The sequence below is a fragment of the Streptomyces malaysiensis subsp. samsunensis genome (genome assembly GCF_024519315.1).
Classification (GTDB): Bacteria; Actinomycetota; Actinomycetes; order Streptomycetales; family Streptomycetaceae; genus Streptomyces; species Streptomyces malaysiensis.
Genome location: NZ_JANIIC010000046.1, coordinates 24,685 through 49,950, shown reverse-complemented (window position 1 = coordinate 49,950; position 25,266 = coordinate 24,685). Strand labels below are relative to the sequence as shown.

The following is a 25,266-nucleotide window of genomic DNA, read 5'->3' as shown; positions in this document are numbered from 1 at the left end:
GCGTTTCTTCCTGTCGGAGACCGGCGCCCGTCCGTCGCCCCTGACGCCTCACCGGCCACGCTAGGTTCCGATTCGCACCGGTTCGGTCGTACCGGGGACTGATCCGCACCTGGCGGGTCGTACCGCGGTACTACGGCCCCGGGGATCGATGGAACCGTGATCGGCGCCGAGCCGGTCAGCACCAAGGTCAACCGGGCCTCCTCATGGAGCCGCCTTGGAAGCCGACCCGCACACCTGCCTCTACGAGCGCGGTCCCGCCGGCGTGGCGCCGACGCCCTCCGGCGCGAGCCTGGAGAAGGAAGCACGCGCGCTGCTGGACCGGGCCGAGGACATGCGCGCACGCGTCGCAGCGGCCACGGGTCCCGGCCGTCTCACCATCGGCACGATGGCCGACGGCAGCGTCCTGGGCGACCACGCCCTCGTGGGCGCATTCCGCAGCAGGCGCGGGCCGTTCCCGCACGATACCCGGCGGGTATCGCGGCACCCGAAGAGGTCTTGGACAGCCTCCGCGGCCGACTGGTGCACTTTTCTTCACGCAGGTGGCGCCCGGTTGACGCGCTCCTCGTTCTTCGGAAATGGAGTTGAATGATGACGGATCCCGGCATGCGACGACGTCGCTTCGTCGCGGCTGTGCTGGCCGGCGCGGGCGGGGCCACGGCGTTGTCCAGCACCGCTGGTTCAGCCGCTGCCCGGCCAGGATCGCCCTCCGGGCGCGCGAGTGGGCGTTGGCAGCCGCGGGCGCCGCTGCCGGTCAAGCGGGCGGAGGTAGGCACGGCTGCTCTCGCCGGGCGGCTGTTCGTCGTGGGCGGCACCGTGCAGGAGGGTGAAGCCAACCCCGTCTGGGCATCGACGGCGGTCCACAGCTACGATCCCCGACGCGATCGGTGGTCGGTCCACGCTCCCCTGCCCAAGCCACTCACGCACGTGGGTGTGGCCGCGTCGGGCGGACGCCTGTACGCGTTCGGGGGATTCACCGACGCCGTGCACTTGAATCCGCAGCCGGACGCCTACGTCTACGACCCACGTGAAGACCGTTGGCGCCGGTTGCCGGACATGCCGACCGCCCTCGGATCGATCGCGGTCGCCGCCGTACACGGACGGCTGCATCTGATGGGCGGGCGCGATTCCCACCGCGTCGTCACACCTGAGGGATCGCCCGTGTCACTGGGGTTCGGGACCGTATCGGCCCACCATGTCTTCGAACCGGACACAGGCTCCTACCGCCAGGCCCCGCCGCTGCCGGGCGAGGCCCGCGACCACGCCGGCACGGCGGTGCTCGGCGGCAGCGTCCACGTCGTGGGCGGGCGCGTGGAGGACGTCGGTGACAACCTCACCCGGCACGACGTCTTCGACACCCTCACCCGTCGCTGGCTGCGCGCCGCGCCTCTGCCCGTGGCCCGATCCGCCGGTGCTGCCGTCGTCATGGACGGGTGCGTTGTTTACGCGGGCGGGGAATGCCGGCCCGGCAGCAGCACCGAGACCTTCGACGACGTCACCCTCTACGACCCGCGCGTCGATCGCTGGAGGAGCCTCACCGCCCTGCCGGGCAGCAGGCACGGTTTCGGCGCCGCGCACCTGGACGGCCGAGCCTATTTCGTCGGCGGCTCCCCCAGCTGCGGAGGAGGAGCTAGCACCGACACCTTCGCACTGTCCTTGCGCCACTGACAGCAGCCGACACACCGGAACGGCCACCGCCAGGTGACCGGACAGCGCACGGACGGGCCTCAAGCGTCAACACGCTATTGCTCCAGCGGCTTGGGCTGGCGGCGCGGATGCGCACGGTCCACTACATCGGCCGGTTCCTCGGCGAGGGGCCGGTGGCCCTCGGCGCCTTCGGCCATGACGCCGACGACGAAGGTGGAGCGCCTGTGCTCGCACAGGCGCGGTGCGGCATGGAGCGGCTCATCAGGAGCCCACGTGAGGTCATTCGGGTGGGGTCACAGCGTGACCACGACTTTGCCGTGGACGTGGCGTCCGGCCTGGAGCGTCACCGCGTCGCGGATCTTCTCGACCGGGAAGGCCGCGGCGATGGGGACGGTGAGCTTGCCGGCGAGGATCGCGTCGGTGATCTGCTCCGGGACGTCCGTCGCCGCGTCGATGGCGCCGGTGGCGCGTACGCCGCCGGGAGGGTTGGGGCCCGCGGCGACCGTGGAGATCCGCGCGGGCGCCACGCCGAGCGCCAGCGCGGCCTCGGCCGTCTCCGTGCCGAACAGGTCGGTCGCGGCGGTCACCCCGCCTGGCGCCAGTGCCCGGACCCGGTTCGCCAGCCCGGGGCCGTAGGCCAGCGGCTCGGCGCCCAACTGCCGCAGGAACTCGAACGTGCCCGGCGAGGCGGTGCCGATCACGGTGGCACCGGCGAGCCTGGCGAGTTGCACGGCGAACACACCAACGCCGCCGGCCGCTCCCCCGATCAGGACGGTGTCGCCGGGCCGCAGGCCGATCGCTGCCAGGGCGGCGGCAGCGGTGAGGCCGGCCACCGGAAGCGTGCTCGCGACCTCGTCGCTGATGCCCTCCGGCGTATGCCACAGCGCATCGACAGCGGGCTTGACCACCACGAAGTCCGCTACCGCCCTACCCAGGGCGCCGCCGTAGACGCGGTCGCCCACGGCAAAGCCCGTGGCGCCGTCGCCGACCTCGTCGATCACGCCGGCGAGGTCGGACCCGAAGCCGGACGGCACGGTGATGCCGAATCGCGCCGCCGCCTCTGGTCGCGAGGCGATACTCCAGTCCATCGGATTCAGTCCGGCGGCCGTCACGCGCACGCGGACCTCACCCGGGCCGGCGTGCGGCTCGGGAACCTCCCGTAGCTCCAGCACTTCGGGGCCTCCGAACGTCTCGTAGATCACAGCTCGGCCCACTGGCAGACTCCTCACAGAACGAGTGATGGGACTTGGTTCCATCACCGTAACATGAGTGACGGGACCGAGTCCCGTACACTGCGTCCATGGCTCGCTGGGAACCGAACGCGGCAGAACGGCTCGCTCACGCCGCCCTTGAGCTATTCGCCGAGCGGGGTTACGAGAACACGACGGTGATCGACATCGCGCAGCGCGCGGGACTGGGGAAGAGCACCTTCTTCCGGCACTTCCAGGACAAGCGGGAAGTGCTCTTCGGCGGTGGCACGATGAACGCACTGCTCGCCGAGGCGATAGCCGCGGCACCGGCAACCGCCGGCCCGCTCGAGGCGGTCGCTCACGCGCTGGACGCGGCCGGCGGAGAAGTCTTCACGCCCGCACGCCGCGAATTCATCGCCCGCAGACAGGCGGTGATCGCCGCCAACCCCGAACTTCAAGAGCGTGAAGCGCTGAAGAACCTCGCCCTCATCGCATCAATGGCCGACGCGCTCAAACGGCGCGGCGTCGCGGACCTGACCGCTCGCGTGGCCGCGGAGCTCGGCGCGCTGGCCTCCACGATCGCCTTCGAACGCTGGAGCCGGACGGCCGCCGAGGACGACTTCAGCGAGATCGCACGACAAGCACTCGACGAGGTGCGAGCATCTACGGCCTTCTGCTGACGCGGCGACGGCCTTGACCAGGCTGGAGATGGCTGCTGGAGGTCGTCGCGGTTTGCCCACGGGGCCTTAGGAGATCTGGTGCCGGACAACCTCCAGGCCCCGGCGAGAAGGCCGGGCGTGTCGCGTGCCGGACGTGGCCACCGCACCACCCGGAGGCTTCAACTCGCCCCGGGAATCGCTGCGGTGGCCACCTGCGACGCTGAAGGGCGACTCAGCGGCCGCCCAGTTGGTTACAGCCCGATCGGGTTGAGGTAGGTGCCCGGGTGGGTGGCGCCGTCCTGCTTGAGGATCTGGCCGCCAAACGGCCACTTCAGGGTGAAGTGCTCCGTCTCGTCCGGCGGGGTGACCAGGAACTTCGCCGGAACGAACTTCTCCTTCTGCGGTGTGGACCCGGCCACCGGGAGCAGGTTGACGCTGAAGCCCACCGTGTCCCCCTGCTCCAGGGTCATCTTTGTGGGCTTCTCGGAGGAGCGCGCCAGCGACCAGGTGCCGTCGGTCGCCTGGGCGCCGGTCATGTCGACACCGGCGAAGCCGGACAGGGTGCAGGTGCGCTGGCTCTGGTTGGTGAACCAGATGTACGCCTGGGTCTGCTTCTCGCTCTGCTCCATCTCCGGCTTCGCGTCATCCCCCATGGCGAAGCCGGCCTTCAGGTCGGCGGTGTGACAGCGGGTCGGCTCGGCCTTGGCGGTGGCGGCCGAGGCAGGGATGGCGGTAGCGGCAGTGCCGGCGACGACGACGGCCGCAAGGGCCACGGCGGTCAGCTTGCTCTTCATGAAGTTTCGGGTTCCCCTCACATACGAATCGGCGCGCGAAGTCGATGCGCGCCTACGCACCTGAAGATGTGCGATACCCGGGGGAGGTTCAGTGTGCCGGAGGACCCTTTTCGGACAACCGGGCTCCCAACTGCGGCCGCGCACAAGAACTCATGCGGTACGAGCCGTCGCGGCGCCACGGGAACGACACCGCAACGGCCCGCGACCTCCCCGGCCCCGGACGACGGTAGGTGGCAAACAGCCGAGGGCCCGACACCAGCCGGGCCGTCGACGAAGACGAAGGAGCGAGGCTAGAGCACGGCGACGGTGAATGGCCTGTCCGCAGGGTTGCCGCCGCTGTCGCTGGTCACGATCGTGATCGTGTCCGCAGCGTTGCCGCAGTAGGCATGCGGCGCGCCGATGGCGGTGATCTCGCCCCGGTAGTTGCTGAGCGTGGCGACGATCGCTGCGTCGGCCAGATCATCGCTGACGTTGAGGTCCGAAACCTTGACGCAGTACACGCCCGCGAAGGTCGTGCCAGTGCCCCGGGTGACCGATGCGACGTTCTTGGAGGCGAGGAGCGTGGCGTCCTGGGCCACCTTCGCGGCGGCGCGGGCGTACGGGGCGTCCATACCGTCGGCCGAAGCGCTGCCGGACACAGCGGCCAGGGCTGTTACGGCGCCGAGGACGAGTACGAGAACACGGCTGGTGCGGCGTGCAGAGGTACGCATTACCTGCTCCTTCTCGACCGTAGCTGCCGTTGAGGCAGCGACCGGCCGGGATATCCGATGGGATGGGCGGCGTCACCGCCCGAGGAGAGCAGAACAGGGCGGGGAAGTGTTCTCATCGAATGCCGGTGGAGGAGCGGGCATCGACGCCCGGGTGGGGCGTGATCGGACCATGAACCCAGCCTCGGGTCCTCGGCCGACGTGATGCTGTTCCACCGGCCGCTGCTGGACGCGGTGGTGCCACGGCTGGGGACCGGAGAGGCCCCGTTGAGCTCGCAGGCAGCGGGGCAGCGGCTGAAAGCCCTGGGCTACTTCGGTTCTCACCGGACCCGGCGCCGGGGAGCGAGCGGTGGGATCGGCTCACTGCCAGAAGCACTCTTCGATCACGAGCTGAGGGTCGGCGGTCCGCCTGCTGAATTGGTACCGCAGCCAACCACGTCCGTGGTCGAAGTAGAGGCCGTGCTGACCGCCGGGGCGGGTGGACTGGGCCGGTTCCGCACTCATCCCGGCCAGAAGGTCCCGGTCGGTGTCGATACCCCGAAAATACGGGTCGACGGCGGTGACCAGTTCGGCGCGGGCGGCGTGGACCAGGGTGCGGGCGGCTGCTGGGAGAGCGTCGCGGTCTTCCTCGGCCTTCTTGGTCCAGTCCGCTTGCCATGGCGGCCCCATGAAACCGTCGGTCACTGGCCGGGTTCCGCCTTGGCTGCCTGGCGGCGAAGGTTTCCGGCTTCCTCGATGAGGGCTTTGGCGCGGTCGTAGTCGGGCTCCCGGTCGGCCTCGTCCTCCAGGCCGTGCACCTTCGCCTCCAGGCGAGGGTCGCGGGAGACGGCGTATTCGCCCCACCAGCGGGCCATGAAGGCGGGGACCGGTGCGAGGTCGTATGCGTCGGCGATGTCGCGACGCCAGTGCCGGTCGAAGTCGACAAGGAGTTGCGGCGCGTGCTGGGCGATGGCGGCGCGGAGCGCTTTGGGCGTCCTGTCCGGCATGGGGGGCACGGCCCCTGAGCCGAGCGGCGCGGCGGTCATGAGCGGCGTTCCTTTGGTAGTGGCGGTCAGGCTACGGCCAGTGTGGGACTCGTGGTGCCCGTGGGGCCGTCAGGGGTGCCGGCGAGGCGAGGGCGTCGCGCTGGTCGGTGGTGACCATGCGGACGTGGGTGTGGACCTCACCTCGGGCGTAGGCGTCCAGCAGGATCTCAACAAGGGCGGACATGGACCGGACCGTGTCCTTGACGCGGCGTTCGTCGGCCGCGTGCCATACGGCATCAGCGGTGAAGATGGTGCGGCCCCGCCGGTTGCGCGCCTCAGGATTCGGAGAGGTGCGCGGCAGTGTGAGGGTCCCGGCGGCGTAGTCGGTGAGGGCTCGGGACGCTACCCAGATAAGAGGTAGACCTTCGTTCTTGGCGCGGTGGCCCGCGGCATCCCATACGTCCTTGGCGATGTTCGGGGCGCGCTCCGTCTCGCCTGCTGCCGGCATGCGACGGTCCTCCTGTCGTGACACCCTCGGATCTACCTATTGGAATGGCACTACGGATCGAACCGGTAAGTCAGTGGTGCGCTGGTCAAGCCGACGGAGTCATCGCCATGTGTTCCGGACGCCGCCGCTGTACGCCGGGCAGACCTACCAGTCCGGCAGCGGCGGCTTCATGAGCGACCCGGGCACCCAGACCACACAGCCGTCGACGATCAGCCAGTACACGACCCGGGTGGCGTCCGGCGGCTGACCACACAGGCATCAGACGCGGCGATCGACACCGCCTGCCGCCTGCTACGGCTGCCCACCATGCGGGCCCGGGCAGCCGACACGATCGCCCGGACCTCGCCCGCTACGGGCGCGTTGACCTTCTTGAAATCGACAAGCTCGGCTCTCTCGAACTGGACCGCCGCGGCGCGGAGATGCTCTTGCAGGTTCTCACTGAGCGTGGGGCGAGGGACCAGGCCCACTTCGGCGGCGGCCGCACCCGCAATATCCGAGCGTCGCCCAGCCCGGGAGACCTCAGCGACCGCCCCGCCGACCGTTCACAGCGATGGAGTCAATCGCCCGCAGAAAGGAACGTGGGCCTGCGCAGCAGCCACTGCCCGAACGTCCGACGTGGGGGCCGCACCACGACGCGGCCGTGCATCATCGTGCCGACCAGCTCCACGCGCAGTGTGATCGGCGTCCCGTGGTCTGGAGCCTGACGACTCTTGATCTTGCTGTGTACCAGGCTCAGGGCACCGGCATCGACCACGATGCCCGGCTTGGTGATCAGCGTCAGCTTCTTGCCCGCCATGTTCATGTCGATCTGCAAGGTGTCCTGCGTGATCGCTGCCTGAGTGAAGTCGAGCGTCACCTCACACCATGCCGTGGCCAGCTCCAGCCTCCGCGGCACCACCCAGCGCCCCACGCGTTTGACCGCACCACTGTGAACCCCGTTGATCCGGAGTACGTCCTTGATCTCCGCTACGGCCGTGCCGGTCGAAACGGACACGGCCGGCAGGTCAGCGGTCAGCTCGGCCAGCGCGCTGACGGTCCGCGCCGACAGGGCAGCTTCCAGGCGCTCGTCCAACTCGTCCGCGGTCAGCAGACCGTCCCCCGCCGCGATACGCAGCACATCCACCACCCGGTCCCGGTCCGCATGAGAGGCCCGCAGCTCGGGCGACGAGCCGGAGCCGGAGCGCTTCCCGGTGGGCGAATTCTCTCCCGACATGCTTCCGTCCTGGTCCTGTCGAAGCCTCTACGCGCGACGCAGGCGGCGGCGCGAGTTGAAGGCTAACGCTATATCGCGACATGATCCCGGCTGAGCCCATCGCGGGGAGGCGATGGTCGGCGTCGGTTCACGGCATGCGACATCCATCATGCCGAGGCCCGGCCGCGACAACAACCGCATCCCAGGGGCAAGTTCACACCGCACACGGAGCCGCTTCAGCGCGTCCGGAATGCACAGAACCTTCATGGAACGGGGCCACCGCAGACCAACATGCTGGGGCCGCTGAACAACGTCAGGGCCACGGCGACATGACTCAGCCGTGCGGGAACCGTCGACATGTTCGACCTCGACCGCTTCGAGACCGTCGCCGTAGCGCGAACCGACCCGCGAGCGTGGACCAGGGGACGCACTCCGCGTTCCCGCGCCGTCCGTACCGAATGGGCGTGGGCGCGAAGGGTGCTGCAAGGCCCCGCCCCCGGGGCGCCACGGAGTGTGCCCGGAACGACTGGATGATCAGCGCCGCGAGTCGGCGCGTCGCCGCCGCCCGTGCCGCGGGGGAGCCTGCGCGGATGCCGTGACCGGCCTGCATGGTGAGGACGATGTCCTCCAAGACGATGCCCGTCCGCAGTTCGCCGCTTTCCTTGGTGCGTGATCAGCTCGAGCGGCCCGCGCACCGTCCGGCCGTGGTCAGCGGTGAACTCGGCGCCGCGGAGAGCTGCGCGAGGGGTGGGCCGCACCCGCGGGTCGCCACCGTACGCGGTCACAAGCCAGCTTCTCGATCACCGCGGACAGCCCCTGTCACGGGTCTCTCGCCGCGAGACCCTCCTCGACTTCCAGCCGACGATGCAGCGGCTGATCGACAAGATCCTGCGCCCGAAGTCTGGATGTACTGGCGGGACACCAGCCGGGGCGGAGCGGTGTTCAACGTGCACCTGGCGGACGACCGAGGTCTCGATCTCGCGCAGGCCCGTGCCGCTGGACAGCGCATATCTCTGCACACCGAGGTCAGCTTCTTCGGGTCTTGCTACCGTCCCGGCATGAGTGTTTCCTCCGCTGGTGCCGACGGGCGCACCTCACGCGCCTCCGGCGTCCAGTCGGTCGCCCGGGCCTCGGTGCTGCTGGGCGCCGTGGTGGACAGTTCGTCGAGCGGGGTGACCCTCACCGAACTCTCCAAGATCACTGGGCTGAATGTCAGTACCGTGCACCGGCTGCTCGGCACGCTCTGCTCCGAGGGGCTGCTGTGCCGGTCCCGGGAGGGTGACCGGTTCCTGCCCGGTCCCGTTCTGCTCCGGCTGGGCCGCAGATCGCTCGCGGCCAGCGGGCTGCCGGAGGTGACGGCGATCCTCAAGGAACTGGCCGACGGCACCGGGGAGACCGCGAGCATCGGCATGAGGCGCGGTGACAATGTGCTGGTGCTGGTCTCCGTCCAATCCGAACAACCGCTGCGCTACCTGGGCGAGCCGGGGGTGTCCGTGCCGCTGGCCGGGTCGGCGATGGGCCTGGCCATGATGGCCTTCGACGCTACGCCGAGGGCGGGGCGGGCGCTGCCGCGGGGCGTGACCACGCAGACGTTCGCCCAGGGCCGGACCGGCAACCGCCCCGGCGATGGCGCCGATCGCGGCAGCCGGGATGCCGACTACAACGGCCGGGGTGCCCACGACGGCCGGAGCGCCGAATGGTCTGCGGCGCCCGAGCAGTGGGCGCTGCGGGTGCGGCTGCTGGCCGCCCAGTTCCGGGGCTACGCCGTCTTCGACGGCGCCGAGGACAGCGGGCTGCGCGGGCTGGCCGCGCCCGTGGACAGCGGGTCCCCGTACGTCCAACTCGCGGTGGACATCCAGGGCCCGGCAGGACGGATGGCCGACGCCCGGCTGGACGGGCTGGGTGCCCGGGTGACAGCGGCCGCCGACAGTCTGCGCGGTCTGCCAGTCGCGCTGGCGCTGGGACAGCTCTGACGGCTTCCTCGGCTCCGGCGACGGCAGTCGTCGGCCCGCCGCCGCGGTGAGCCCCACCCGCACCGATCCGTGAGGCTCCGGCCGGGCCGTGCCCATGGCGCACCCCGCCCGCGCACCGAGGGCGTTTGTGGCGAGCATGTTGCAGCTTCCGTACGGCATATGTCGCGGATTCCCATCCGTGAGCATCGGAGCGAGCTCAACTTGCCCCACTACAGGCGGACATGACCTTTCCCGCAGAGCGAAAGAGCTTCGCGCATCGCGAGATGAGCGCGTTGACGAGCCTGTTCCACTGGCCTACTGTCATCGACAGCCCGGCTGAGGAAACCGCTCGGACACACCCGGCGATGGCCCGTACAGCGGATGGAACGGCAGGAGAGGGGCGGTCATGGCAACAGCGGAAAGCGATGCCGCGATCGTCATATCCCGTAACCACCCCGTCTTCGACCTCCCGGAGATCGTCGCGGTGGAGCACGGGCTCTTCGACCGGGCTGGTCTCGACGTACGCCTCGCGGAGAACGCCCCGGCCCAGGAACGTGAGGCGCGCGACCCGATCGCGCGCCGCAAAGAGGCGCTCTTCGAGTCCGAGCGGGCCGACCTGTTCAATCTGTGCGAGTGGGGTGGCATCGACCGCCTGGAGCGCAACCGGCGCGGCGGCTACCTCGGGTATCTGCGCCCGGCCGTCGTCGCCCAGGCTCTGATCAGCTTCGACCCGGAGCTGAACGAACCGCACGACATGAGCGGTGTGCCCATCGGGGTCAACAAGTTCACCGGCTCCCACTACACCGCCCTGCACCTCCTCGAAGGCACAGTCCCCCGCGATCGGATCGTGCTGGAGCACACCGGGCCTCCATCGGCGCGTCTGGACGCGGCCGCCACCGGCAGCGTGCGGGCCGTGATGCTGATGGAGCCCTACCTCAGCCTCGCGCTGGAATCCGGGGCACACCTGCTGGGCTGCTACTTCTACCGCGGTGTGCAGGTGGTGGCGCCGCATCTGCCCCGTGAACGGCTCGACACCTTCATGACCGCGGTCAACGCGGCCGTCGACATCATCAACGCCGACCGCACGGCCTGGGCCGACCTCATCGTCGACGAAACCGCGGGCCGTCTCGCACCAGAGCGGCTCCGCTCCGAATATCATCGCTTCACCCATGCCACGCCCCTCACGCGGGAGCGCTTCACGGAGAGCTACGCGTGGATGAATTCCTGGCAACTCACGGACGGCCGCGGCGGCTACGACACGCTGCTCGCCCTGCGGTAGGCGAGGAGATGGTCATGGCTGACGAAATGCGGCATCCGGTAGCGCTCACCCGCCGCCACCACCTCGATCTCTGCTTCCTCGCCGGCGGTCTGTGTACCGGCGGGCGGCACGCCGGGCTCGTCCTGACCTGAGCGAACGCTCGCCCCTTCCCCCGCCGTACCGGCCCGGCACGATCGCCGGTCGCCGCCCGCCGCGCCGATCGGGTGACCATTCGCACGAGGTGACCGCTGCACGGGCCCACGGCAGCCGCCCCGTTCGTCGGCGCGGCCCGGTCCCGTACACCTTCGCCGCCGCCCCAACCGCGCGCGTCGGGCCACTCGGTCGCCCCGCACCGTCCGTTCCTCTCCCCTTGTCTCATGTCGCTCCGAGGAGACCCTCATGCTCAGCGCCCTGCCCCGGCCGTGCCCACGCGCACCGCGCGGCCCGCTCGCCCCCGCTCTCCGCACCTCTCCCGGGGAGACTCCGCGATGACCGCCCGTCAAGTCCTCAGGCCCGGAGCCATCACCGGCCGGGCGGTCCCCACCCGCCGTACGCTGCTACGTTCGGGTGGAGCGGCCCTGGCCGCCGCTGGGTTCGGGCCGCTGCTGGCGGCGTGCGGGGAATCCCAGGGCGGCGGGAGCGGCGCTGCGGCCCGGGTGGAGGACACCCAGGCCGGTACCGCGGGCGCGGTCATCAGACCGATAAGCGAGCGCCGCCATCTGCTCGGCGACCTGCGGCTCAGCTATATCGCGGGCACGGGCCCCGGCGATGTGCAGAACAAGCTGCTTTCCGGGGCCCTGGACGTGGCCAGCATGGGCCCCATCGGGGCAGCGGTCTCCCTCGCCGCGGGCGCCGATGTGCTGATCTTCTCCACCAGCCTCGCCAACCACGTGCGGTGGCTGGTTCCGGAGAACAGTCCCTACCGCCGCATCGAGGACCTGCGTGGCAAGCAGATCGCCACACCGCCGAAGAACAGCGACGCCTACCGCTCCACCCAGCTCGCCTCCGCGGTGGGCGGCATCGACTTCGAGCGGGAGTACCACGCCCACCCCGGTGCCGTTCTCGCCGGGCTCTCCCTGTTCGAACGCGGTGACGTGGACGCCATCGTCACCATCGAACCCAACGCCACCCGCCTCGTCGCGAAGGGCGCACGCCAGCTCACCACCGTCACCGACCTGTGGCGGCACGGCTCCGGCTCGGACTCCGACCTCCTGCTCAACGGACAAGGAGCGAAACGCGGCTGGGTGGAGCGGAACGAGCGGACCGCGGCAGCCCTGGCGGAGCTGCGTCTGAGGGCCCACCAGTACATCCACGACCGGCCGGGAATCCTCGCCGAGCTGCACCAGTACTACGGCATCCCGGCGGCCGAGAAGAAGGCCATCGCGCTGCTGCCCGAACGCCTCGTCGGGATCTATCCCACCGAGTGGGCAGGAGCGTCCTTCACCAGCATGCGCGATCAGCTCCGCGTCGCTGCCAAGGTCGGTTTGATCAAGGCCGTGCCCGACAAGACCGTCTACCGCAACCTGGGGTGATGAGTCATGACCCACCACACCACAGCGATGGCCGAGGTCCGCCCGGCCACCGCCGCGCCGCCCCCGGGTGCCGGATCCGGCACCCCGCCCGCGACGGCCCGCACCCGCCGGACCCTCTCCCGCCGCGTCCGGGCATTCGGCCGGGGCGCGCTGCCCGTCGCGGCATTCCTGCTGGTGCTGGTCGGCGGCTGGCAGATCGTGGCCGTTCGCAGTGGCAGCGTCCTGATACCGGATGTCCCGGCCGTCTGGTCCGCCCTGACGGACATCGTGACCCAGCCGCTGTTCTACGACTCCCTCGGCGCCACCCTGCTCCGCGTCGGCCTCGGCTTCGCGCTGGCCTTCGTCACCGCCGTCGTGGTCGGTATCGCCATGGGCCGGGTCGAGTTCGTACGGCGCTTCTTCGAACCGGCCGTGCTGATCGGCCTGACGGTGCCGGGTCTGGTGTGGGCGCTGCTGTGTGTGATCTGGTTCGGGGTCTCGCTGACCAACCCGGTGGTGGCGGTGGCGCTGTCCGCCGCTCCCGCGCTGACTCTCAGCATCTACCAGGGCACCCGCGCCACGGACTCCGCGTTGCGTGAGATGGCGCATGTGTACCGCTTCTCCGTCTGGACCAGCCTGCGCTATCTGTGGCTGCCGTCGCTGCTGCCCGCGTTGTTCTCCGGCGCCCGTCTGGGCCTGTCCCTGGCGTGGAAGGTGATCGTACTGGTGGAGATGTTCGGCATGTCGAGCGGAGTGGGCTACGAGCTCAACAACCAGTTCGCCGCGCAGAACGTGGCCGGGGTGCTCAGCTGGACGCTGCTCTTCGCGGCCGTCCTGGCGGTCCTGGAGTACGGCGTCCTCCAGAGCCTGGAACGACGCCTCGGGCGCTGGCGGAAGGCGACGGCCGTATGAACGGGGCGGAGGCGACGCAGGCCCCGGCCGCGGGCGCTCAGCCGTATGTCGTCCTCGACGGTGTCGGCAAGGTGTTCACCAGCACCCGGACCGGCGAGCGCGAAACCGTCTTCGAGGACTTCACGCTGACGGTGCGTCAGGGTGAACTGGTGGCCGTCGTGGGGGCCTCGGGCACCGGGAAGACCACGTTGCTGCACTTGGTGGCAGGTTTGGAGGAGCCGGACTCCGGCGAGATCAGACTGGCCGACGGCACCGGTCGGCAACGGATCCGGAGTCCGGGTGCGGGCAGCGCCCGGAACAGGCTCGGCGTGGTCTTCCAGCAGCCTCGGCTGCTGGACTGGATCTCCGTGCGCCGCAATGTCGAACTGGCCCTGACCAGTGCCGGGCTCGATCCCGCCGGTGCCGCGCGGGCGCTCGCCGACGTGGGCCTGGCGGAGTACGCGGACCGGTATCCCTCAGTGCTCTCCGGAGGCCAGCGCCAACGTGCGGCGGTCGCCCGTGCCTTCGCCGTGGAGCCCGAACTGATCCTGCTCGACGAGCCGTTCAGCGCCCTGGACCAGCTCACGGCGCGGCGGCTGCGGCTGCTGCTCCAGGAGCTGTGGACGGCACGTCCGCGTACCGGCCTGCTGGTCACTCACAATCCCCTGGAAGCCGCCTTCCTCGCCGACCGGGTGATCGTCCTCGACGGTCGCCCCGCGCGGGTGCGCGCGGAGTTCACAGTCGGCCTGCCCCGACCCCGCTCCCCGGAGGACCCACAGATCTTCGCCCGCCACAACGAGATCCTCGCCGCTCTCGGCTGACGGTCCAGCCGGGGACCCACCCGCGCCGCCGACCACACCGCACATGCCACACCTCATCGACCGGAAGGAACGTGTCCTCGATGGCACCCCGGAAGAAAATCACCATGGAGACCCTTTCGCTGGTCTTCTCCCTGCCGCAGCTTGTCGCCAAGGACGAGGGCTTCTACGAGGAAGAGGGCCTGGACGTCGACTTCGTCCCCAAGGGCTATGACGCCAACGTCTCCTATCTCGACGACCACGAACTGGTCAGCTCCTTCGGCACCGTCCGCTCCAACTTCGAGAGCGGCGACGCCTCCTTGTACCGGGCCTGCGAGTGGGGCCAGATCCGGCGCTCCCACGACACCCGGATCGGCGGCCGGGTGATCGGCAAGCGAGCCGCGGTCGGCAGCCAGGCCATCCTGGTCCCGCCCGGCTCGACCGCCGTGCACCCGCAGGATCTGGCGGGTCAGGCGGTCGCGGTCAATTTCCACCACGGCTCGCACTACCTCGCCCTGCAAGCCCTGGAGGGCTTCCTGCCCCGCGCGGAGATCAAGGTGGTGCACGTCGGAGGTCCGCAGCAGCGCTTCGAGGCACTGCGGGACGGTGCCGTTCCGGCCGCCGCACTGATGGAACCGTGGATCACGGTCGCCCAGAAGCAGGGCTACCAGCTGCTCACCGAGGCATTCTATGTGGGTTCCGAGATCGCCTCGCCGGAGATCGACGCGGAGACCTACGACGCCTTGAACCGTGCGGTGGTCAAGGCCGTCCACAAGCTCCAGGAGGACCCCTACCCCTATCTGCACCACCTCATCGGCGAGGTGCCCAAGGAGATCGACCCCGACCTCCGGCCCAGCGACTTCGCCCGCTGGCGGCTGCGGTTCGTGGACCCGGCGCCCTACCCGGAGGACCAGTTCCAGCGCACCTACGACTGGATGCGCGGCTGGAATCTGATCGCGGAAGACGGCTCGACGTACAACTCCCTCGTGGACAACCTGCTGTCGGCATGACCGAGGCGGCCACGGCCCACGTCCCGGGGGCCCGCCGGCCGCCGGCCGCCGGAGGATCATGTGGGGGTGTACGGCGCCGTTACCGCCGTACGCCCCCGCATGCGTCGGCATCCTCCACTTCCCGACCTCCTACCGACTCGGGGGACGACCGTGCACGACCATCGCCGGGACTGTGGCGACAGGCACCGGGCGTGGCCACTGTACGTCGGCGGCTTCCTCGGACCTTACGGAAGCACGATGGTGACGCCGATGGTGCACGAGGTCGCGGCCGCACTGCACAGCACTCCCGGACTCGCGGCCACCGCTGTCACCGTCTACATGGTGCCCTTCGCGGCCTTGATGCTGGTCAGCGGGACGCTCGCGGAGCGGTGGGGACGCCGACGGGTACTGCGCACGGCGCTCATGGCGTTCACAGCGGCCACAGCGCTGTGCGCGCTGGCGCCCACCATGCGGCTTTTCCTGGTGGCCCGCGCCTTCCAGGGAGCCACCAACGCCTTCACCACTCCGCTGCTGGTGGCCATGATCTCCGACCTTGTAGGCAGTGCCCGGTTGGCCAAGGCGCTGAGCCGGTTCGCCGCCGCACAGGCCGCGGGACAGGGGGTGAGCCCGCTGTTCAGCGGTGCCGCGGCAGCCCTGAACTGGAGACTGGCCTTTCTGATACCCGGGGTGTGCGGTCTGCTGCTGGTGTGCTTCCCGCCGTCCCGGTCGGCCACCCGGCGTGGCTCCATGGTCCGTGCCTCCTGGCGGTCGCTGGCCGACAAACAGCTCGTCCTGGCCTGCGCGGTGTCCTTCCTCGCCTACCTCGCCGCCGTCGGCCTCACCGTCCTCGTCGTCCTGCGGATCAAGGACCGCTTCGGCCTGGGACCGGTCGAGATCGGGCTGGCCGGTTCCTCATTCGGGCTGGCGGGCGCCGCCGTGGCACCGCTGGTCGGTCACGTCCTGCACGCCAAGGGACCCCTGATCACCGGCATCGCCGCCGATGCGGCCATGGTTCTGGGTCTGCTGTGCGCGTCCCTCGGCACCACCCTGCCGGTCGTGGTCACGGGCATCGTCCTGGTCGGTGCCGCGGTGACCGGTCTGCGTTCGGCCGGCAGCTCCCTCGCGGTCACCGGCGTCCCGGACAACCGCGCCGGTGCCGCGTCCCTGGCCATGTCCGCCCAGTTCTTCGGGGGCGCGATAGCGACGCCCGTGTGGCTGCCCGTCTATCACGCCTTCGGCGACCGGGGGTTCGCCCTGGTCGCCGTCGTACCACTGGTGTCCGCCATGGTGCTGACACGGTCCCGGCGGCACCGCGTGGGGCGACGGCCGTCCTCAAATGACGGCCCGTAGCGGAGAACGACCCTCTAACATACGCCAAGCCATGCATCAAGCAGTTCTGAAGTGACATGAGAGATCTCATAATGACCGTATGTGGCAAGGGAGTTCGTTGTATATATGAAAGAGGTGTGCGACATAGCGCCGCCGTCGACCGCCGACGCGGTCGGCCAGCTGTTCGTGCGTCTTCCACCAGCGAGGTCGGGAGGAACATGCGAGTCGGGCCTTTCCCCCGTATCCACCGCTTTCCCACCGAGGCAGTGCGCTGTCCGGGCCGCGAAAGCTGTTGACGGACCGGAAGCCCGCCCGCTCACCCGAGGTCGTATCGCGTTCCGCGAGCGCGCCCGCCGCACGCGTTCCTAGAAGCCTCGGCGACTTGTAGGTCACGCTCCCCCCTTGTAGGTCACGCTCCCCGCTCACTCGTGTTCTCGCCGTGTGTCTGCGCTCTGCCCGCCTGTCTTCGGGCCGGTTCGCGATGCCGCCCGCCCAGCCTTCCCATGGAGCCGCCCATGAGTCCCACCACGCCCTCCACCTCCGGGCCACACGACGGGGCGGAGTTACCCGCCCCGCCCCGGTCCCCCGTTTCGCGGGAGCGGCAGGTGGCGGCGCTCATGGCGGACCTGCTGGGGGTTCCGTCGGTCGAGCCGGACGACGACTTCTTCGCCCTGGGCGGCCACTCCCTTCTCGCCACCCGGCTGGTCACCAGGATCGGGGCCCGCCTGGGCATCAAACTCCCGATGCGCGCGGTCTTCGAACGCCCCACCGCACGCGAGCTCAGCACTCTGCTTCCCGAACAGCGGCGGGCGCTGCCCCTGATCGCCCCGGTCGGCCGCACCGGTGAACTCCCGCTCTCCCACGCCCAGGAACGCATGTGGCTCCTCGACCAGCTGGAGCCGGACAACCCGTCGTACAACGTGCCGATCGCCCTGCGGCTGCGCGGGCCGCTGGACCTGAGCCGGCTCCGCTGGGCGCTGACCGCGGTGGGTGAACGGCACGAAGTGCTGCGCACCCGGTTCGAGGAACAGGACGGGCGGCCGGTGGCCCGGGCCTCCGAGGAGCCGCGCATCCGGTTCGACCAAGTGCGGCCCGGCCCCGGGGAGTCTCCGGAGCGGGCGGCCCTCGAACGGGCCGCCGCCGACGCCGGGGAACCCTTCGATCTGCGGGACGGTCCGCTCGTCCGGGCGACCCTCACCCGGCTGTCCGAGGACGAGCACCTGCTGGCGATCTGCACACACCACATCGTCTTCGACGGGTGGTCCGTCAGCGTGCTGATCCGTGACCTCCACGCCGCCTACACCGGCGAGCCCCAAAAGCCGCTGCCCATCCAGTACGCCGACTACGCCGCCTGGCAGACGGCCTGGTTGAAGGACGGCGCGCTGGACGACCAGCTCGCCCACTGGACCTCGGCCCTGGCCGACCTGCCCCCGACGCTCGACCTGCCCACCGATCGGCCGCGACCGGCCACCGCGAGCGGCGGCGCCCTGTTGCACGGGCGGATCGGCCCGGAAACCGCACAGCGGCTGCGTGCTCTCGCCCATGCCGAGGGGACCACGCTCTTCAGTGCCCTGTACGCAGCCTTCGGAGCGGTTCTGATGCGCCGCTCCGGTCAGGACTCCGCCGTGATCGGCGTGCCCGTGGCCAACCGTAGCCGCGCGGAGGCCGAGGACGGCCGCCGGGGCCAGGATCGTGATGCCCGTGTCGTGACACCACCGTCTCGATACCCGCCACGGTGGACAGGTCGGCAACGACGAACAGCTCAGGATCTGGAAGATTGTCCGGCTTGCTCCGCGCCGTGGTCATCACCGTGGCCCCGGCCCGAGCCAGCCGCGCGACGATCCGCGCACGCAGCCCGTGGGTCCCGCCGGTGACCAGGACACGCCCGCGGAGCCACCTGGTTGCGGGGGCAGCGTTCCTGGCGGTGGTCGAGTCGGCGGTAGCCGGTGAGCCAGGACACATTCGATGACCCGTCGGCGGCGCCCCGTCTCGATGGGTTCACTGCCGGCTGAGGGTGATGCGGATACCGGTGGAGCCATGTGGGCCTCGGCGGAGCCGGCTGCTCAACAGCGTGAGCCGACCGATGAGGCCGTACTTGCGGGCGATGAGCCTGCGGTAGCGGCCGGTGGTGTCGGGGTCGCAGATCTCGGCGGTGGCCGGGACCTGGCCGCCGAGGGGGTTGCCGCGCAGGTCGCAGGGGCCGACGAGGATGTCGCCGCGGGCGCGGATGCGCTTGACCTTGTAGGAGTCGGCGGGGGTCCAGATGCCCAGGGTGTCGCCGTCGCGTACGACCCAGACGGGCGTGGGGGCGGGGGTTCCGTTCTTGCGGTAGCTGGTGACGAGCAGGTACTTGCCCGCGCCGAGGCTTTCCAGTGCGGTGGCGTCGTCCATGTCGAATGGTCTCCTGATCCGGGTCGTCAATCCGGGTCGTCAAAAGGTCGGCCGCGCCTACCGGCGCCGTCGGCTGTGCGCCGGAAGCCCGGCAGCCTCCATCGTGTCCCGGTCCCGGTCCCGGTCCTTGGCCGCGGGTGTGAGGTAGAACTTCTTGCCGTTGTTGACCCACTCACCGCCGTCGCCGTCGGCATGAAGGGCACGTACCGCGGTTCCGCGCCCTGTGCGTACGCCTCGCGTGCCGTGGCGGCGGCGCCCATCGTCTGGCGCCAGTCGCCCGCGTAGCCGCTGGTGATGGTGGCGCGCAGGTCGGGCAGGCCGCTGACCGTCGCGACCGCCTTGATCCGCCGGTCCGCGACGGCGGCGTAGGGGACGTAGCCGCCCCCGCCGCAGACGCCGACCGCCCCGATCCGCTCCCGGTCGACCTCCTCGCGCCCCACGAGGAACGTCACCGCGTTCTTGATGTCCTCGGACTTGGCATAGCGGTCCTCGTCGAAGCGAGGCAGGCCCTCGCTGTCGCCGTAGCTGGTGTGGTCGAACGCCACGGCCGCATACCCGAGTTCAGCGAGCCGGGCGCCGTAGGCCGCCACGCCGTCTTCCGCGACTTCGCCCGCGTGCCCCGCCTCGAACGCAACTTCCTGCGCATGCTCTTCCTCGACCCCCAGATCCGCGGCCGCTACACCGACTGGGCACCCCTCGCCCGGATCTGCGTCGGCTTCGTCCGTGTCACCACCAACGGACACAGCGAACCCAGAATCTCCTCTCTCATCGGCGAACTTTCCCTCACCGACGCCGACTTCCGCACCTGGTGGGCCGAACAGCACACCAGTTACGAGACCAACGGAACCAAACACCTCACCCACCCCGACACCGGCGACTACGTCCTCGACTGGCAGGTTCTCCAGACCCTCGGCGAGCAGCAACTGCTCATGGTCATGACGGCGCCACCGCAGAGCGACAGCCTGGCCGTGTTGCGCCGGCTCGCCGGCCTCGCCGACTCCGGCGCCGGAAAGAGTGAATCGTGAAAATCGGAGTTGCCCAACATGATCGACGTGCTGGTCCGCCGCCGGCCGGCGTCAGGCCCGGGAGGGCGCGCGAGCAGGAGTCGGCGACCACGACGACGCCCGGGCATGCGGTCCACTCCCCATGCCGCGCCCAGGGCCCGGTTGGCGACCCGCTCGCCTCACCCCCGGCGCCGTCGTCCGGACGGCGGCGCCGGGGCGCTCCCGGACGCTCGCTGACACCGGCGGCGCCGCGCACACCGCCGTGATCACGGAGTGCCGGTGCGTGGCCGTGACCGGGGACGGGGTCAACGACGCCGCCGCGATGGCCTCCGCCGACCTGGGCATGGCGAGGGGCAGTGGCACCGACGCCGCGATCGGCGCGGCCGACATCACCCTCATACGGGACGGCATGGGGCCGAGGCGATGCGATCGCATCTCATCGATCGTTGAGATCACGGCGCCCCGACGACGTGACCAGGACACCTGCGACAACGGTCTCGGCCCGAGTGACCAGCCCCACAGCAGCCCCTATTGCATATCGATTGCAATAACATATTGGATGCGTGTGCTGTGGTTCTGGAGCAACAGGCAGGAAGGTGCGTCCACATGCCGGTCACCCCCACCCGCCGGAGTGTGCTCACCGTGGCGGCCGCGGCAGGCGCCGGTCTGCTCACCGGCTGTTCGTCCGCGGATTCCGGTTCCTCCTCGCCGAAGAAGGGCGGGACGCTGCGTGCGGCCTTCCCCGGTGCGGGTGTGAAGGAGACGATGGACCCGCACGCGCAACGGCAGTTCGTCGACATCGCCCGGCACAAGGCCGTCTTCGACAAGCTCGTCGAGCTCGACTCGACCCTGCGGCCGGTGCCGAGGCTGGCCCGCTCCTGGTCCAGCGACGACGACGCTCGGGTGTGGCGGTTCGAGCTGCGGGAGGCCCGTTTTCACGACGGGCACGTCCTCGACGCCGACGACGTGCTGTACAGCATCTCCCGCATCCTCGACCCCGACGCCGCCGACCACCTGGCGAAGAACTCCCTCTCCCACATCGACCTGTCCAACTGCCGCAAGGTGGGCAGGCGGGGCGTGGAGATCGCGCTGACCCGGCCCAACGCCGAACTCCCCAGTCAGCTGGCGATGACCGGCACGCCGATCGTCCGCGACGGCTGGGACGACCCGAAGAAGCCCGTCGGCACCGGCCCGTTCCGGTTCGTCTCCTTCACCGCCGGGCGCGGCTTCACCGGCCGCCGCTTCGACGACCACTGGAACGGGGCCCCGCACCTGGACGAGGTCCGGATCCTGTCCGCGGAGACCGAGGCGCGTGCCGCCGCGGTGCGCAGTGGCGAGGTGCACTTCGCGCACGAGATGACGCCCACCTTCGCCCGCACGGTGGAGCACAACAGCCGGGTGCGGGTGGTGGCGACCAGGCGCAGCGGGGTGCAGGGCTTCGCGCTGAAGACGGACCGGGCACCGTTCGACGACCCGGACGCGGCGATGGCCGTGAAACTCCTCGTGGACCGGGAGCGGCTGGTGGAGGTGGTCTGCGCGGGCCGCGCCGAGATCGGCAACGACGTGTACGGCAAGGGCTACACGTACTACCCGGAGGGACTGGCGCAGCGCGAGCGGGACGTGCCGGAGGCCCGGCGGCTGCTCAAGCGCACCGGTCTCTACAACAAGAAGGTGACCTTCTACACGTCCACGGCGGCCGACGGCTTCGCCCAGGCCGCCCACCTGTTCACCGACCAGGCCGGGGAGGCGGGTTTGAAGGTGGAGGTCGTCAACGGGCCGCCGGAGTCGTACTTCACGGACGTGCTGGGCAAGGGCACCGTCACCAACCACCGGTGCGGCGCCATGACCATCCCCACCTACATCAGCGAACGGCTGCTCGCCGACGCCCCGCAGAACGCCACCGCCTGGAAGCACCAGGACTTCGACGACGCCTTCACCGCCGCGCGGGCCGTGGTGGACGACGACAAGCGCACCGAGCGGTACCGGTCGGTGCAGACGACACTGCGCGACCAGGGCGGTCTGGTGCTGTGGGGGCATCCCGAGTGGCTGAACGCGATCTCCCACACCGTCCAGGGCGTGAAGGAGGCCCCGCCCAACACCGTGGACTGGGCGCGGTTCGACACGGTGTGGCTGGATTGAGTCAGGGTGCTGCGCTTCGCCCTACGGCGGTGCGGGTGGACACTCGTCCAGCTCACCGCGCTCAGTGTCATCATCTTCCTGCTGACCAACCTGCTGCCGGGCGACGCCGCCACCGTCGACTTCAACGAGCAGGCCGGCCTGGACCAGGTCGCCCAGCTGCGGAAGCAGATGGGTCTCGACCGGCCGCTCGCCGAGCGGTTCGCCGACTGGGCGCACGGTCTGCTCACCGGTGACCTCGGTACATCGCTGGTCGGTGGGGGTGCGGTGAGCGAGGTGCTGTCGTCCTCGGTCCCGGTGACGGCCGCGCTGGCCGCCGTCACGATCGTGCTGCTGGTACCGCTGGCCGTCGCGGTCGGCCTGTTGACCGGGCTTCGGGCGGGCAGCCGTACCGACCGCGTCGTCTCCGCCGTGACGCTGACGCTCACCTCGGTGCCGGACTTCGTCCTGGCCCTGCTGCTGGTCAGCGTCTTCGCGCTACGACTGGGCTGGCTGCCGTCGACCTGGGTGGGCGCGGACGAGGGGTGGTGGCAGCGGCCGGAGCTGTTCGTACTGCCGGTGGCGGTGCTGCTGGCCCGGACCGTGTGCGTGCTGTCCCGGCAGATCCGGGCGGGTACGGTCACGGCGCTGCACGCCGGTTACACCGTGCAGGCCCGCCGTCTGGGGGTGCCGCCCACCCGGCTCGTGCTGCGGCACGTCCTGCCCAATGCCGCCGTTCCCGGCATACAGGAACTGGCCCGTACCGGCGACCAGTTGCTGGGCGGCGTGCTCGTCGTCGAGGCCGTCTTCGCCATCCCGGGCACCGCCACCGCGCTGGTCGAGGCCGTACAGAACCGTGACGTGCCGACGGTGCAGGCGCTCACCCTGGCCCTGGCGGCGGTGGCGTGTCTGCTCAATCTGGCGGCGGATCTCGTCAGCCAGCGGCTGGCTCCCCGTTCGGAGGTACTGCGATGAGCGCCGGCGGACGTACCCGGCATACGGCGGGAGGGGCGCTGCTCCTGCTGCTGCCGGTCACCGCGGCCGTCGTCGGCCCGCTCGTGACGGACGCCGACATCCCCTCCGACGGCATGCCCTACGCCCTCGGCGCCGGGCATCCGCTCGGCACGGACGCCCTGGGCCGGGACGTCCTGGCCCTGGTGCTGCGCGGCGGGGCCAGCGCCCTGGGCGTGGCGTGTGCCGCGGTGGCACTGGCCGTCGCCATCGGGGCCACGCTCGGCCTGGCCGCGGCGGCCTCCCGCAGCCGATGGCTGGACGACCTGCTCATCCGGCCCGTGGAACTGCTGCTGCCACTCCCCTCCCTGCTGGTGATCAGCGTGGTCGGGGTCGGCTGGCGCGGGCATCCGGTCGCGGTGGCACTGGCGGTGGCCGCCCTCAACGTGCCCGCCGTGGCCCGGCTGTTGCGGGCCGCGGCGCTGGACGCGGCCAGCGGACCCGTCGCCGAGGCGATGCGCCTCCAGGGCGAGTCCTCGGCACGGGTCCTCTTCGGACACGTCGGACGGGCCGTACTGCCGGTCGCCGCCGCCGACGCCGGCACCCGTGTCGGCGGCGCGGTCTTCACCGTGGCCGCCGCCAATTTCCTCGGCCTCGGCCTCGATCCGACCTCCCCGGACTGGGGCGTGATGATCGCCGCCAGCCGGGAGGCGCTGTTCGTGCAGCCGTGGGCGGTCCTGGCGCCGACGCTGATGCTGGTGATGTTCACCGTCGGCGTCAATCTGCTGGCGGACGGCCTGCTGCCGCGCGCCGGGCGGACCGGAGGGAAGGCGATGGCGTGGAACCGGTGATCGAGGTCAGCGGTCTGACGGCACACGCCGGAACGGCCCGGCTCTTGGACAGCGTCGACCTCACCGTCCCGCCCGGCGAGGTGACCGCCCTGGTGGGCCCCTCCGGCAGCGGCAAGACCACCGCCGCGCTGGCCCTGCTGGGTGAGGCCGCACCCGGCGTACGGCTGAGCGGCACGGTACGGGTCGCCGGGATTCAGGTGGTGGGCGACGAGGGACAGACGGGCGCCGCCCGGCACGTCCGTGGCCGTGTCGTCTCCTACCTGCCCCAGCACCCGGCCCACGCCCTCAACCCCGCCCGGCGGATCGGCTCGGTCCTCACCGAACTCGCCCGTCTGCACCGGCCGGACGGCGCCCGCGGCCGGTCCGCCGCCACGGAACACGCGGCAGAGGCGCTGCGCACCGCCGGCCTGCCCGACGACACGGCGACCCGGCGCCGCTTCCCGCACCAGTTCTCCGGCGGCCAGCGACAGCGCGTGGCCCTCGCCCAGGTACTGGCCTGCGGACCCCGCGTCCTGGTGCTCGACGAACCCAGCACCGGCCTCGACACCGTGGCGCGAGGGCGACTGGCGGAGCAGCTGACCCGGCTGGCCTCCGACGGACACACCCTCCTGCTGCTCAGCCACGACCACGGCCTGGTCCGCGCGGTGGCCGCCCGTACGGTGCTGCTGGAGCGCGGCCGGGTGACCGCGACGGGCCGCACCTCGGAGGTACTGCCACCCCCCGCGGTGCCGCCCCCTCCCCCGGCGGCAGCCGCGCCCGTGGGCTCCCGGTCCCTCCTGGACGCACGGGGCCTGACCGCATGGCTGCGCCCGGGCGGCCGGGGCGAGATCCTGCACGACGTGGCGGTACGGGTGCCGGAAGGGGGCTGCACCGCGGTCGTCGGCCCCTCGGGCAGCGGCAAGACCGTCCTCGCGCGCTGTCTCGCCGGGCTGCATGAACGCCACCGCGGACACATCACGTTCCGCGGTGAGCCACTGCCCGTGCTGCGCCACCGCACCACCCGGCAGATCCGGGGCGTGCAGTACGTCTGGCAGGAGGTGCGCAACTCCTTCGACGAGCGGCGCACCGTTCTGGAACAGGTCGCCCGCACCGCCGTACGGCTGCGCGGCCTCACAGTGCCGGAGGCGGAGGAGCGGGCCCGGCAGCTGTGGGAGCGGCTCGGTCTCACAGCGGAGCACACGACGCGGCACGCCGCCTCGCTGTCGGGCGGCGAACTGCAACGGGCCGCGCTGGCACGGGCGTTGCTCGCCGAGCCCGAGGTGCTGATCTGCGACGAGATCACCACCGCGCTCGACGCCGTCAGCACGGAGCTGGTGACCGCCGAGCTCACCCGCCTCCGTGCGGAGAGCGACACGGCCGTGCTGTGGATCGGCCACGATCTCGCGCTCGTCGAGCGGCTGGCCGACGACGTGGTCGTCCTCGACACCGGCAGGGTCGTGGAGAGCGGCGCCGCCGCTACCGTCCTCTCCTGCCCACGCTCCGAGACCACCCGCCTGTTGCTGCGGTCCCGGCACCTGGGCGCCACCACGACGCCCTCCGCACCGGCCCCGCCCGGCATCCAGTGAAAG

At 70.8% G+C, this 25,266-nt stretch carries 26 protein-coding genes and 1 pseudogene; 18 read left to right on the top strand and 9 right to left on the bottom strand.

The features are described 5' to 3' along the window. The first annotated feature begins 214 nt into the window (after positions 1-214). Together NQU54_RS32325 and NQU54_RS32320 are read left to right on the top strand one after the other, a co-directional pair. The gene (locus NQU54_RS32325) at positions 215-589 is read left to right on the top strand and encodes a hypothetical protein (RefSeq protein ID WP_257634114.1); all 375 of its coding nucleotides are present in this window, start codon (positions 215-217) and stop codon (positions 587-589) included. A gap of 14 nt (positions 590-603) precedes the next feature. Beyond that, positions 604-1,665, top strand: coding sequence for a Kelch repeat-containing protein (locus tag NQU54_RS32320; protein ID WP_257634113.1), 1,062 nt, complete (start codon positions 604-606; stop codon positions 1,663-1,665). A 272-nt stretch (positions 1,666-1,937) separates the two neighbouring features. Here the strand turns inward: NQU54_RS32320 and NQU54_RS32315 are convergent, their stop codons facing one another. Beyond that, on the bottom strand, positions 1,938-2,858 hold the full coding sequence (locus NQU54_RS32315; RefSeq protein WP_257634112.1) for an NADP-dependent oxidoreductase: 921 nt from the start codon (positions 2,856-2,858) through the stop codon (positions 1,938-1,940). Positions 2,859-2,944: 86 nt separating this feature from the next. Between NQU54_RS32315 and NQU54_RS32310 the strand changes: the two genes are divergently transcribed. Beyond that, positions 2,945-3,514, top strand: coding sequence for a TetR/AcrR family transcriptional regulator (locus NQU54_RS32310; RefSeq protein ID WP_079255794.1), 570 nt, complete (start codon positions 2,945-2,947; stop codon positions 3,512-3,514). A gap of 230 nt (positions 3,515-3,744) precedes the next feature. Here the strand turns inward: NQU54_RS32310 and NQU54_RS32305 are convergent, their stop codons facing one another. The 5 genes from NQU54_RS32305 to NQU54_RS32285 all read right to left on the bottom strand — a co-directional run bounded on the left by NQU54_RS32305 (position 3,745) and on the right by NQU54_RS32285 (position 6,467). Beyond that, complete coding sequence (locus tag NQU54_RS32305) at positions 3,745-4,287, bottom strand: DUF4232 domain-containing protein (protein ID WP_257634111.1); 543 nt, start codon at positions 4,285-4,287, stop codon at positions 3,745-3,747. A 290-nt stretch (positions 4,288-4,577) separates the two neighbouring features. Further along, positions 4,578-4,997 (bottom strand): hypothetical protein, encoded by a 420-nt coding sequence (locus NQU54_RS32300; protein ID WP_167499546.1) that lies wholly within the window; start codon positions 4,995-4,997, stop codon positions 4,578-4,580. A gap of 357 nt (positions 4,998-5,354) precedes the next feature. Next, a complete protein-coding gene (locus NQU54_RS32295) occupies positions 5,355-5,678 on the bottom strand; it encodes a hypothetical protein (protein WP_257634110.1) in 324 nt (107 codons plus the stop codon). Further along, positions 5,675-6,019 carry a hypothetical protein gene (locus tag NQU54_RS32290; protein WP_069869505.1) on the bottom strand — a complete coding sequence of 115 codons (345 nt, stop codon included), beginning with the start codon at positions 6,017-6,019 and terminating at the stop codon, positions 5,675-5,677. Before NQU54_RS32290 ends, NQU54_RS32295 begins: the two co-directional genes overlap by 4 nt. A 31-nt stretch (positions 6,020-6,050) precedes the next feature. Next, positions 6,051-6,467 (bottom strand): hypothetical protein, encoded by a 417-nt coding sequence (locus NQU54_RS32285; RefSeq protein ID WP_257634109.1) that lies wholly within the window; start codon positions 6,465-6,467, stop codon positions 6,051-6,053. A 109-nt stretch (positions 6,468-6,576) separates the two neighbouring features. On the opposite strand from NQU54_RS32285, the gene NQU54_RS32280 reads away from it, so the two are divergent. Both NQU54_RS32280 and NQU54_RS50260 read left to right on the top strand, forming a co-directional pair. Next, positions 6,577-6,714, top strand: coding sequence for a hypothetical protein (locus NQU54_RS32280; RefSeq protein WP_257634108.1), 138 nt, complete (start codon positions 6,577-6,579; stop codon positions 6,712-6,714). Positions 6,715-6,808: 94 nt separating this feature from the next. Beyond that, a pseudogene (locus tag NQU54_RS50260) lies at positions 6,809-6,913 on the top strand (IS21-like element helper ATPase IstB); the annotation flags it as partial. 110 nt (positions 6,914-7,023) lie between these two features. On the opposite strand, the gene NQU54_RS32270 reads toward NQU54_RS50260, so the two are convergent. Then, positions 7,024-7,680, bottom strand: coding sequence for a DUF1707 SHOCT-like domain-containing protein (locus NQU54_RS32270; protein ID WP_257634107.1), 657 nt, complete (start codon positions 7,678-7,680; stop codon positions 7,024-7,026). A 1,037-nt stretch (positions 7,681-8,717) separates the two neighbouring features. Here NQU54_RS32270 and NQU54_RS32265 point away from each other — a divergent pair. From NQU54_RS32265 to NQU54_RS32230, 8 genes are all read left to right on the top strand, one after another. Then, complete coding sequence (locus NQU54_RS32265) at positions 8,718-9,632, top strand: IclR family transcriptional regulator (RefSeq protein WP_257634106.1); 915 nt, start codon at positions 8,718-8,720, stop codon at positions 9,630-9,632. 385 nt (positions 9,633-10,017) lie between these two features. Then, on the top strand, positions 10,018-10,890 hold the full coding sequence (locus tag NQU54_RS32260; protein ID WP_257634105.1) for an ABC transporter substrate-binding protein: 873 nt from the start codon (positions 10,018-10,020) through the stop codon (positions 10,888-10,890). Positions 10,891-11,357: 467 nt separating this feature from the next. Next, positions 11,358-12,401, top strand: a complete 1,044-nt coding sequence (locus NQU54_RS32255) for an ABC transporter substrate-binding protein (protein WP_257634104.1) — start codon at positions 11,358-11,360, stop codon at positions 12,399-12,401. Between the two features lie 6 nt (positions 12,402-12,407). Continuing rightward, the gene (locus tag NQU54_RS32250; protein ID WP_232636070.1) at positions 12,408-13,292 is read left to right on the top strand and encodes an ABC transporter permease; all 885 of its coding nucleotides are present in this window, start codon (positions 12,408-12,410) and stop codon (positions 13,290-13,292) included. After that, a complete protein-coding gene (locus tag NQU54_RS32245; protein ID WP_257634103.1) occupies positions 13,289-14,092 on the top strand; it encodes an ABC transporter ATP-binding protein in 804 nt (267 codons plus the stop codon). Before NQU54_RS32250 ends, NQU54_RS32245 begins: the two co-directional genes overlap by 4 nt. Positions 14,093-14,172: 80 nt before the next feature. After that, a complete protein-coding gene (locus tag NQU54_RS32240; protein WP_079255803.1) occupies positions 14,173-15,078 on the top strand; it encodes an ABC transporter substrate-binding protein in 906 nt (301 codons plus the stop codon). A 150-nt stretch (positions 15,079-15,228) separates the two neighbouring features. After that, a complete protein-coding gene (locus NQU54_RS32235; RefSeq protein WP_257634102.1) occupies positions 15,229-16,407 on the top strand; it encodes an MFS transporter in 1,179 nt (392 codons plus the stop codon). Between the two features lie 494 nt (positions 16,408-16,901). Next, a complete protein-coding gene (locus NQU54_RS32230; protein ID WP_257634101.1) occupies positions 16,902-18,260 on the top strand; it encodes a condensation domain-containing protein in 1,359 nt (452 codons plus the stop codon). 124 nt (positions 18,261-18,384) lie between these two features. On the opposite strand, the gene NQU54_RS32225 is transcribed toward NQU54_RS32230, so the two are convergent. Together NQU54_RS32225 and NQU54_RS32220 are read right to left on the bottom strand one after the other, a co-directional pair. Next, a complete protein-coding gene (locus NQU54_RS32225) occupies positions 18,385-18,777 on the bottom strand; it encodes a PPOX class F420-dependent oxidoreductase (RefSeq protein ID WP_257634100.1) in 393 nt (130 codons plus the stop codon). A gap of 26 nt (positions 18,778-18,803) precedes the next feature. Further along, entirely contained in the window at positions 18,804-19,322 is a 519-nt protein-coding gene (locus NQU54_RS32220; RefSeq protein ID WP_372506112.1) for an alpha/beta hydrolase family protein, read from the bottom strand. On the opposite strand from NQU54_RS32220, the gene NQU54_RS32215 reads away from it, so the two are divergent. The 5 genes from NQU54_RS32215 (at position 19,308) to NQU54_RS32195 (ending at position 25,263) form a co-directional block, all read left to right on the top strand. Beyond that, the gene (locus tag NQU54_RS32215; protein ID WP_257634098.1) at positions 19,308-19,802 is read left to right on the top strand and encodes an MmyB family transcriptional regulator; all 495 of its coding nucleotides are present in this window, start codon (positions 19,308-19,310) and stop codon (positions 19,800-19,802) included. The two genes, NQU54_RS32220 and NQU54_RS32215, sit on opposite strands and share 15 nt — an antisense overlap. Before the next feature lie 585 nt (positions 19,803-20,387). Further along, positions 20,388-21,920: an ABC transporter substrate-binding protein gene (locus NQU54_RS32210; protein ID WP_257634097.1), complete on the top strand. Its 1,533-nt coding sequence runs from the start codon at positions 20,388-20,390 to the stop codon at positions 21,918-21,920. Positions 21,921-21,926: 6 nt separating this feature from the next. Beyond that, entirely contained in the window at positions 21,927-22,871 is a 945-nt protein-coding gene (locus tag NQU54_RS32205; RefSeq protein WP_257634096.1) for an ABC transporter permease, read from the top strand. Next, complete coding sequence (locus NQU54_RS32200) at positions 22,868-23,698, top strand: ABC transporter permease subunit (protein ID WP_257634095.1); 831 nt, start codon at positions 22,868-22,870, stop codon at positions 23,696-23,698. The genes NQU54_RS32205 and NQU54_RS32200 overlap by 4 nt, the downstream gene beginning before the upstream one ends. After that, positions 23,686-25,263, top strand: a complete 1,578-nt coding sequence (locus tag NQU54_RS32195; protein ID WP_257634094.1) for an ABC transporter ATP-binding protein — start codon at positions 23,686-23,688, stop codon at positions 25,261-25,263. The genes NQU54_RS32200 and NQU54_RS32195 overlap by 13 nt, the downstream gene beginning before the upstream one ends. Positions 25,264-25,266: the final 3 nt, after the last annotated feature.

Bases quoted from the DNA above. Each gene is read 5' to 3' on its own strand.
- NQU54_RS32320 (WP_257634113.1), top strand. From the start codon at position 604: ATGCGACGACGTCGCTTCGTCGCGGCTGTGCTGGCCGGCGCGGGCGGG.
- NQU54_RS32310 (WP_079255794.1), top strand. From the start codon at position 2,945: ATGGCTCGCTGGGAACCGAACGCGGCAGAACGGCTCGCTCACGCCGCC.
- NQU54_RS32305 (WP_257634111.1), bottom strand. From the start codon at position 4,287: ATGAAGAGCAAGCTGACCGCCGTGGCCCTTGCGGCCGTCGTCGTCGCC.
- NQU54_RS32300 (WP_167499546.1), bottom strand. From the start codon at position 4,997: ATGCGTACCTCTGCACGCCGCACCAGCCGTGTTCTCGTACTCGTCCTC.
- NQU54_RS32290 (WP_069869505.1), bottom strand. From the start codon at position 6,019: ATGACCGCCGCGCCGCTCGGCTCAGGGGCCGTGCCCCCCATGCCGGAC.
- NQU54_RS32285 (WP_257634109.1), bottom strand. From the start codon at position 6,467: ATGCCGGCAGCAGGCGAGACGGAGCGCGCCCCGAACATCGCCAAGGAC.
- NQU54_RS32270 (WP_257634107.1), bottom strand. From the start codon at position 7,680: ATGTCGGGAGAGAATTCGCCCACCGGGAAGCGCTCCGGCTCCGGCTCG.
- NQU54_RS32265 (WP_257634106.1), top strand. From the start codon at position 8,718: ATGAGTGTTTCCTCCGCTGGTGCCGACGGGCGCACCTCACGCGCCTCC.
- NQU54_RS32260 (WP_257634105.1), top strand. From the start codon at position 10,018: ATGGCAACAGCGGAAAGCGATGCCGCGATCGTCATATCCCGTAACCAC.
- NQU54_RS32255 (WP_257634104.1), top strand. From the start codon at position 11,358: ATGACCGCCCGTCAAGTCCTCAGGCCCGGAGCCATCACCGGCCGGGCG.
- NQU54_RS32250 (WP_232636070.1), top strand. From the start codon at position 12,408: ATGACCCACCACACCACAGCGATGGCCGAGGTCCGCCCGGCCACCGCC.
- NQU54_RS32245 (WP_257634103.1), top strand. From the start codon at position 13,289: ATGAACGGGGCGGAGGCGACGCAGGCCCCGGCCGCGGGCGCTCAGCCG.
- NQU54_RS32240 (WP_079255803.1), top strand. From the start codon at position 14,173: ATGGCACCCCGGAAGAAAATCACCATGGAGACCCTTTCGCTGGTCTTC.
- NQU54_RS32230 (WP_257634101.1), top strand. From the start codon at position 16,902: ATGAGTCCCACCACGCCCTCCACCTCCGGGCCACACGACGGGGCGGAG.
- NQU54_RS32225 (WP_257634100.1), bottom strand. From the start codon at position 18,777: ATGGACGACGCCACCGCACTGGAAAGCCTCGGCGCGGGCAAGTACCTG.
- NQU54_RS32210 (WP_257634097.1), top strand. From the start codon at position 20,388: ATGCCGGTCACCCCCACCCGCCGGAGTGTGCTCACCGTGGCGGCCGCG.
- NQU54_RS32200 (WP_257634095.1), top strand. From the start codon at position 22,868: ATGAGCGCCGGCGGACGTACCCGGCATACGGCGGGAGGGGCGCTGCTC.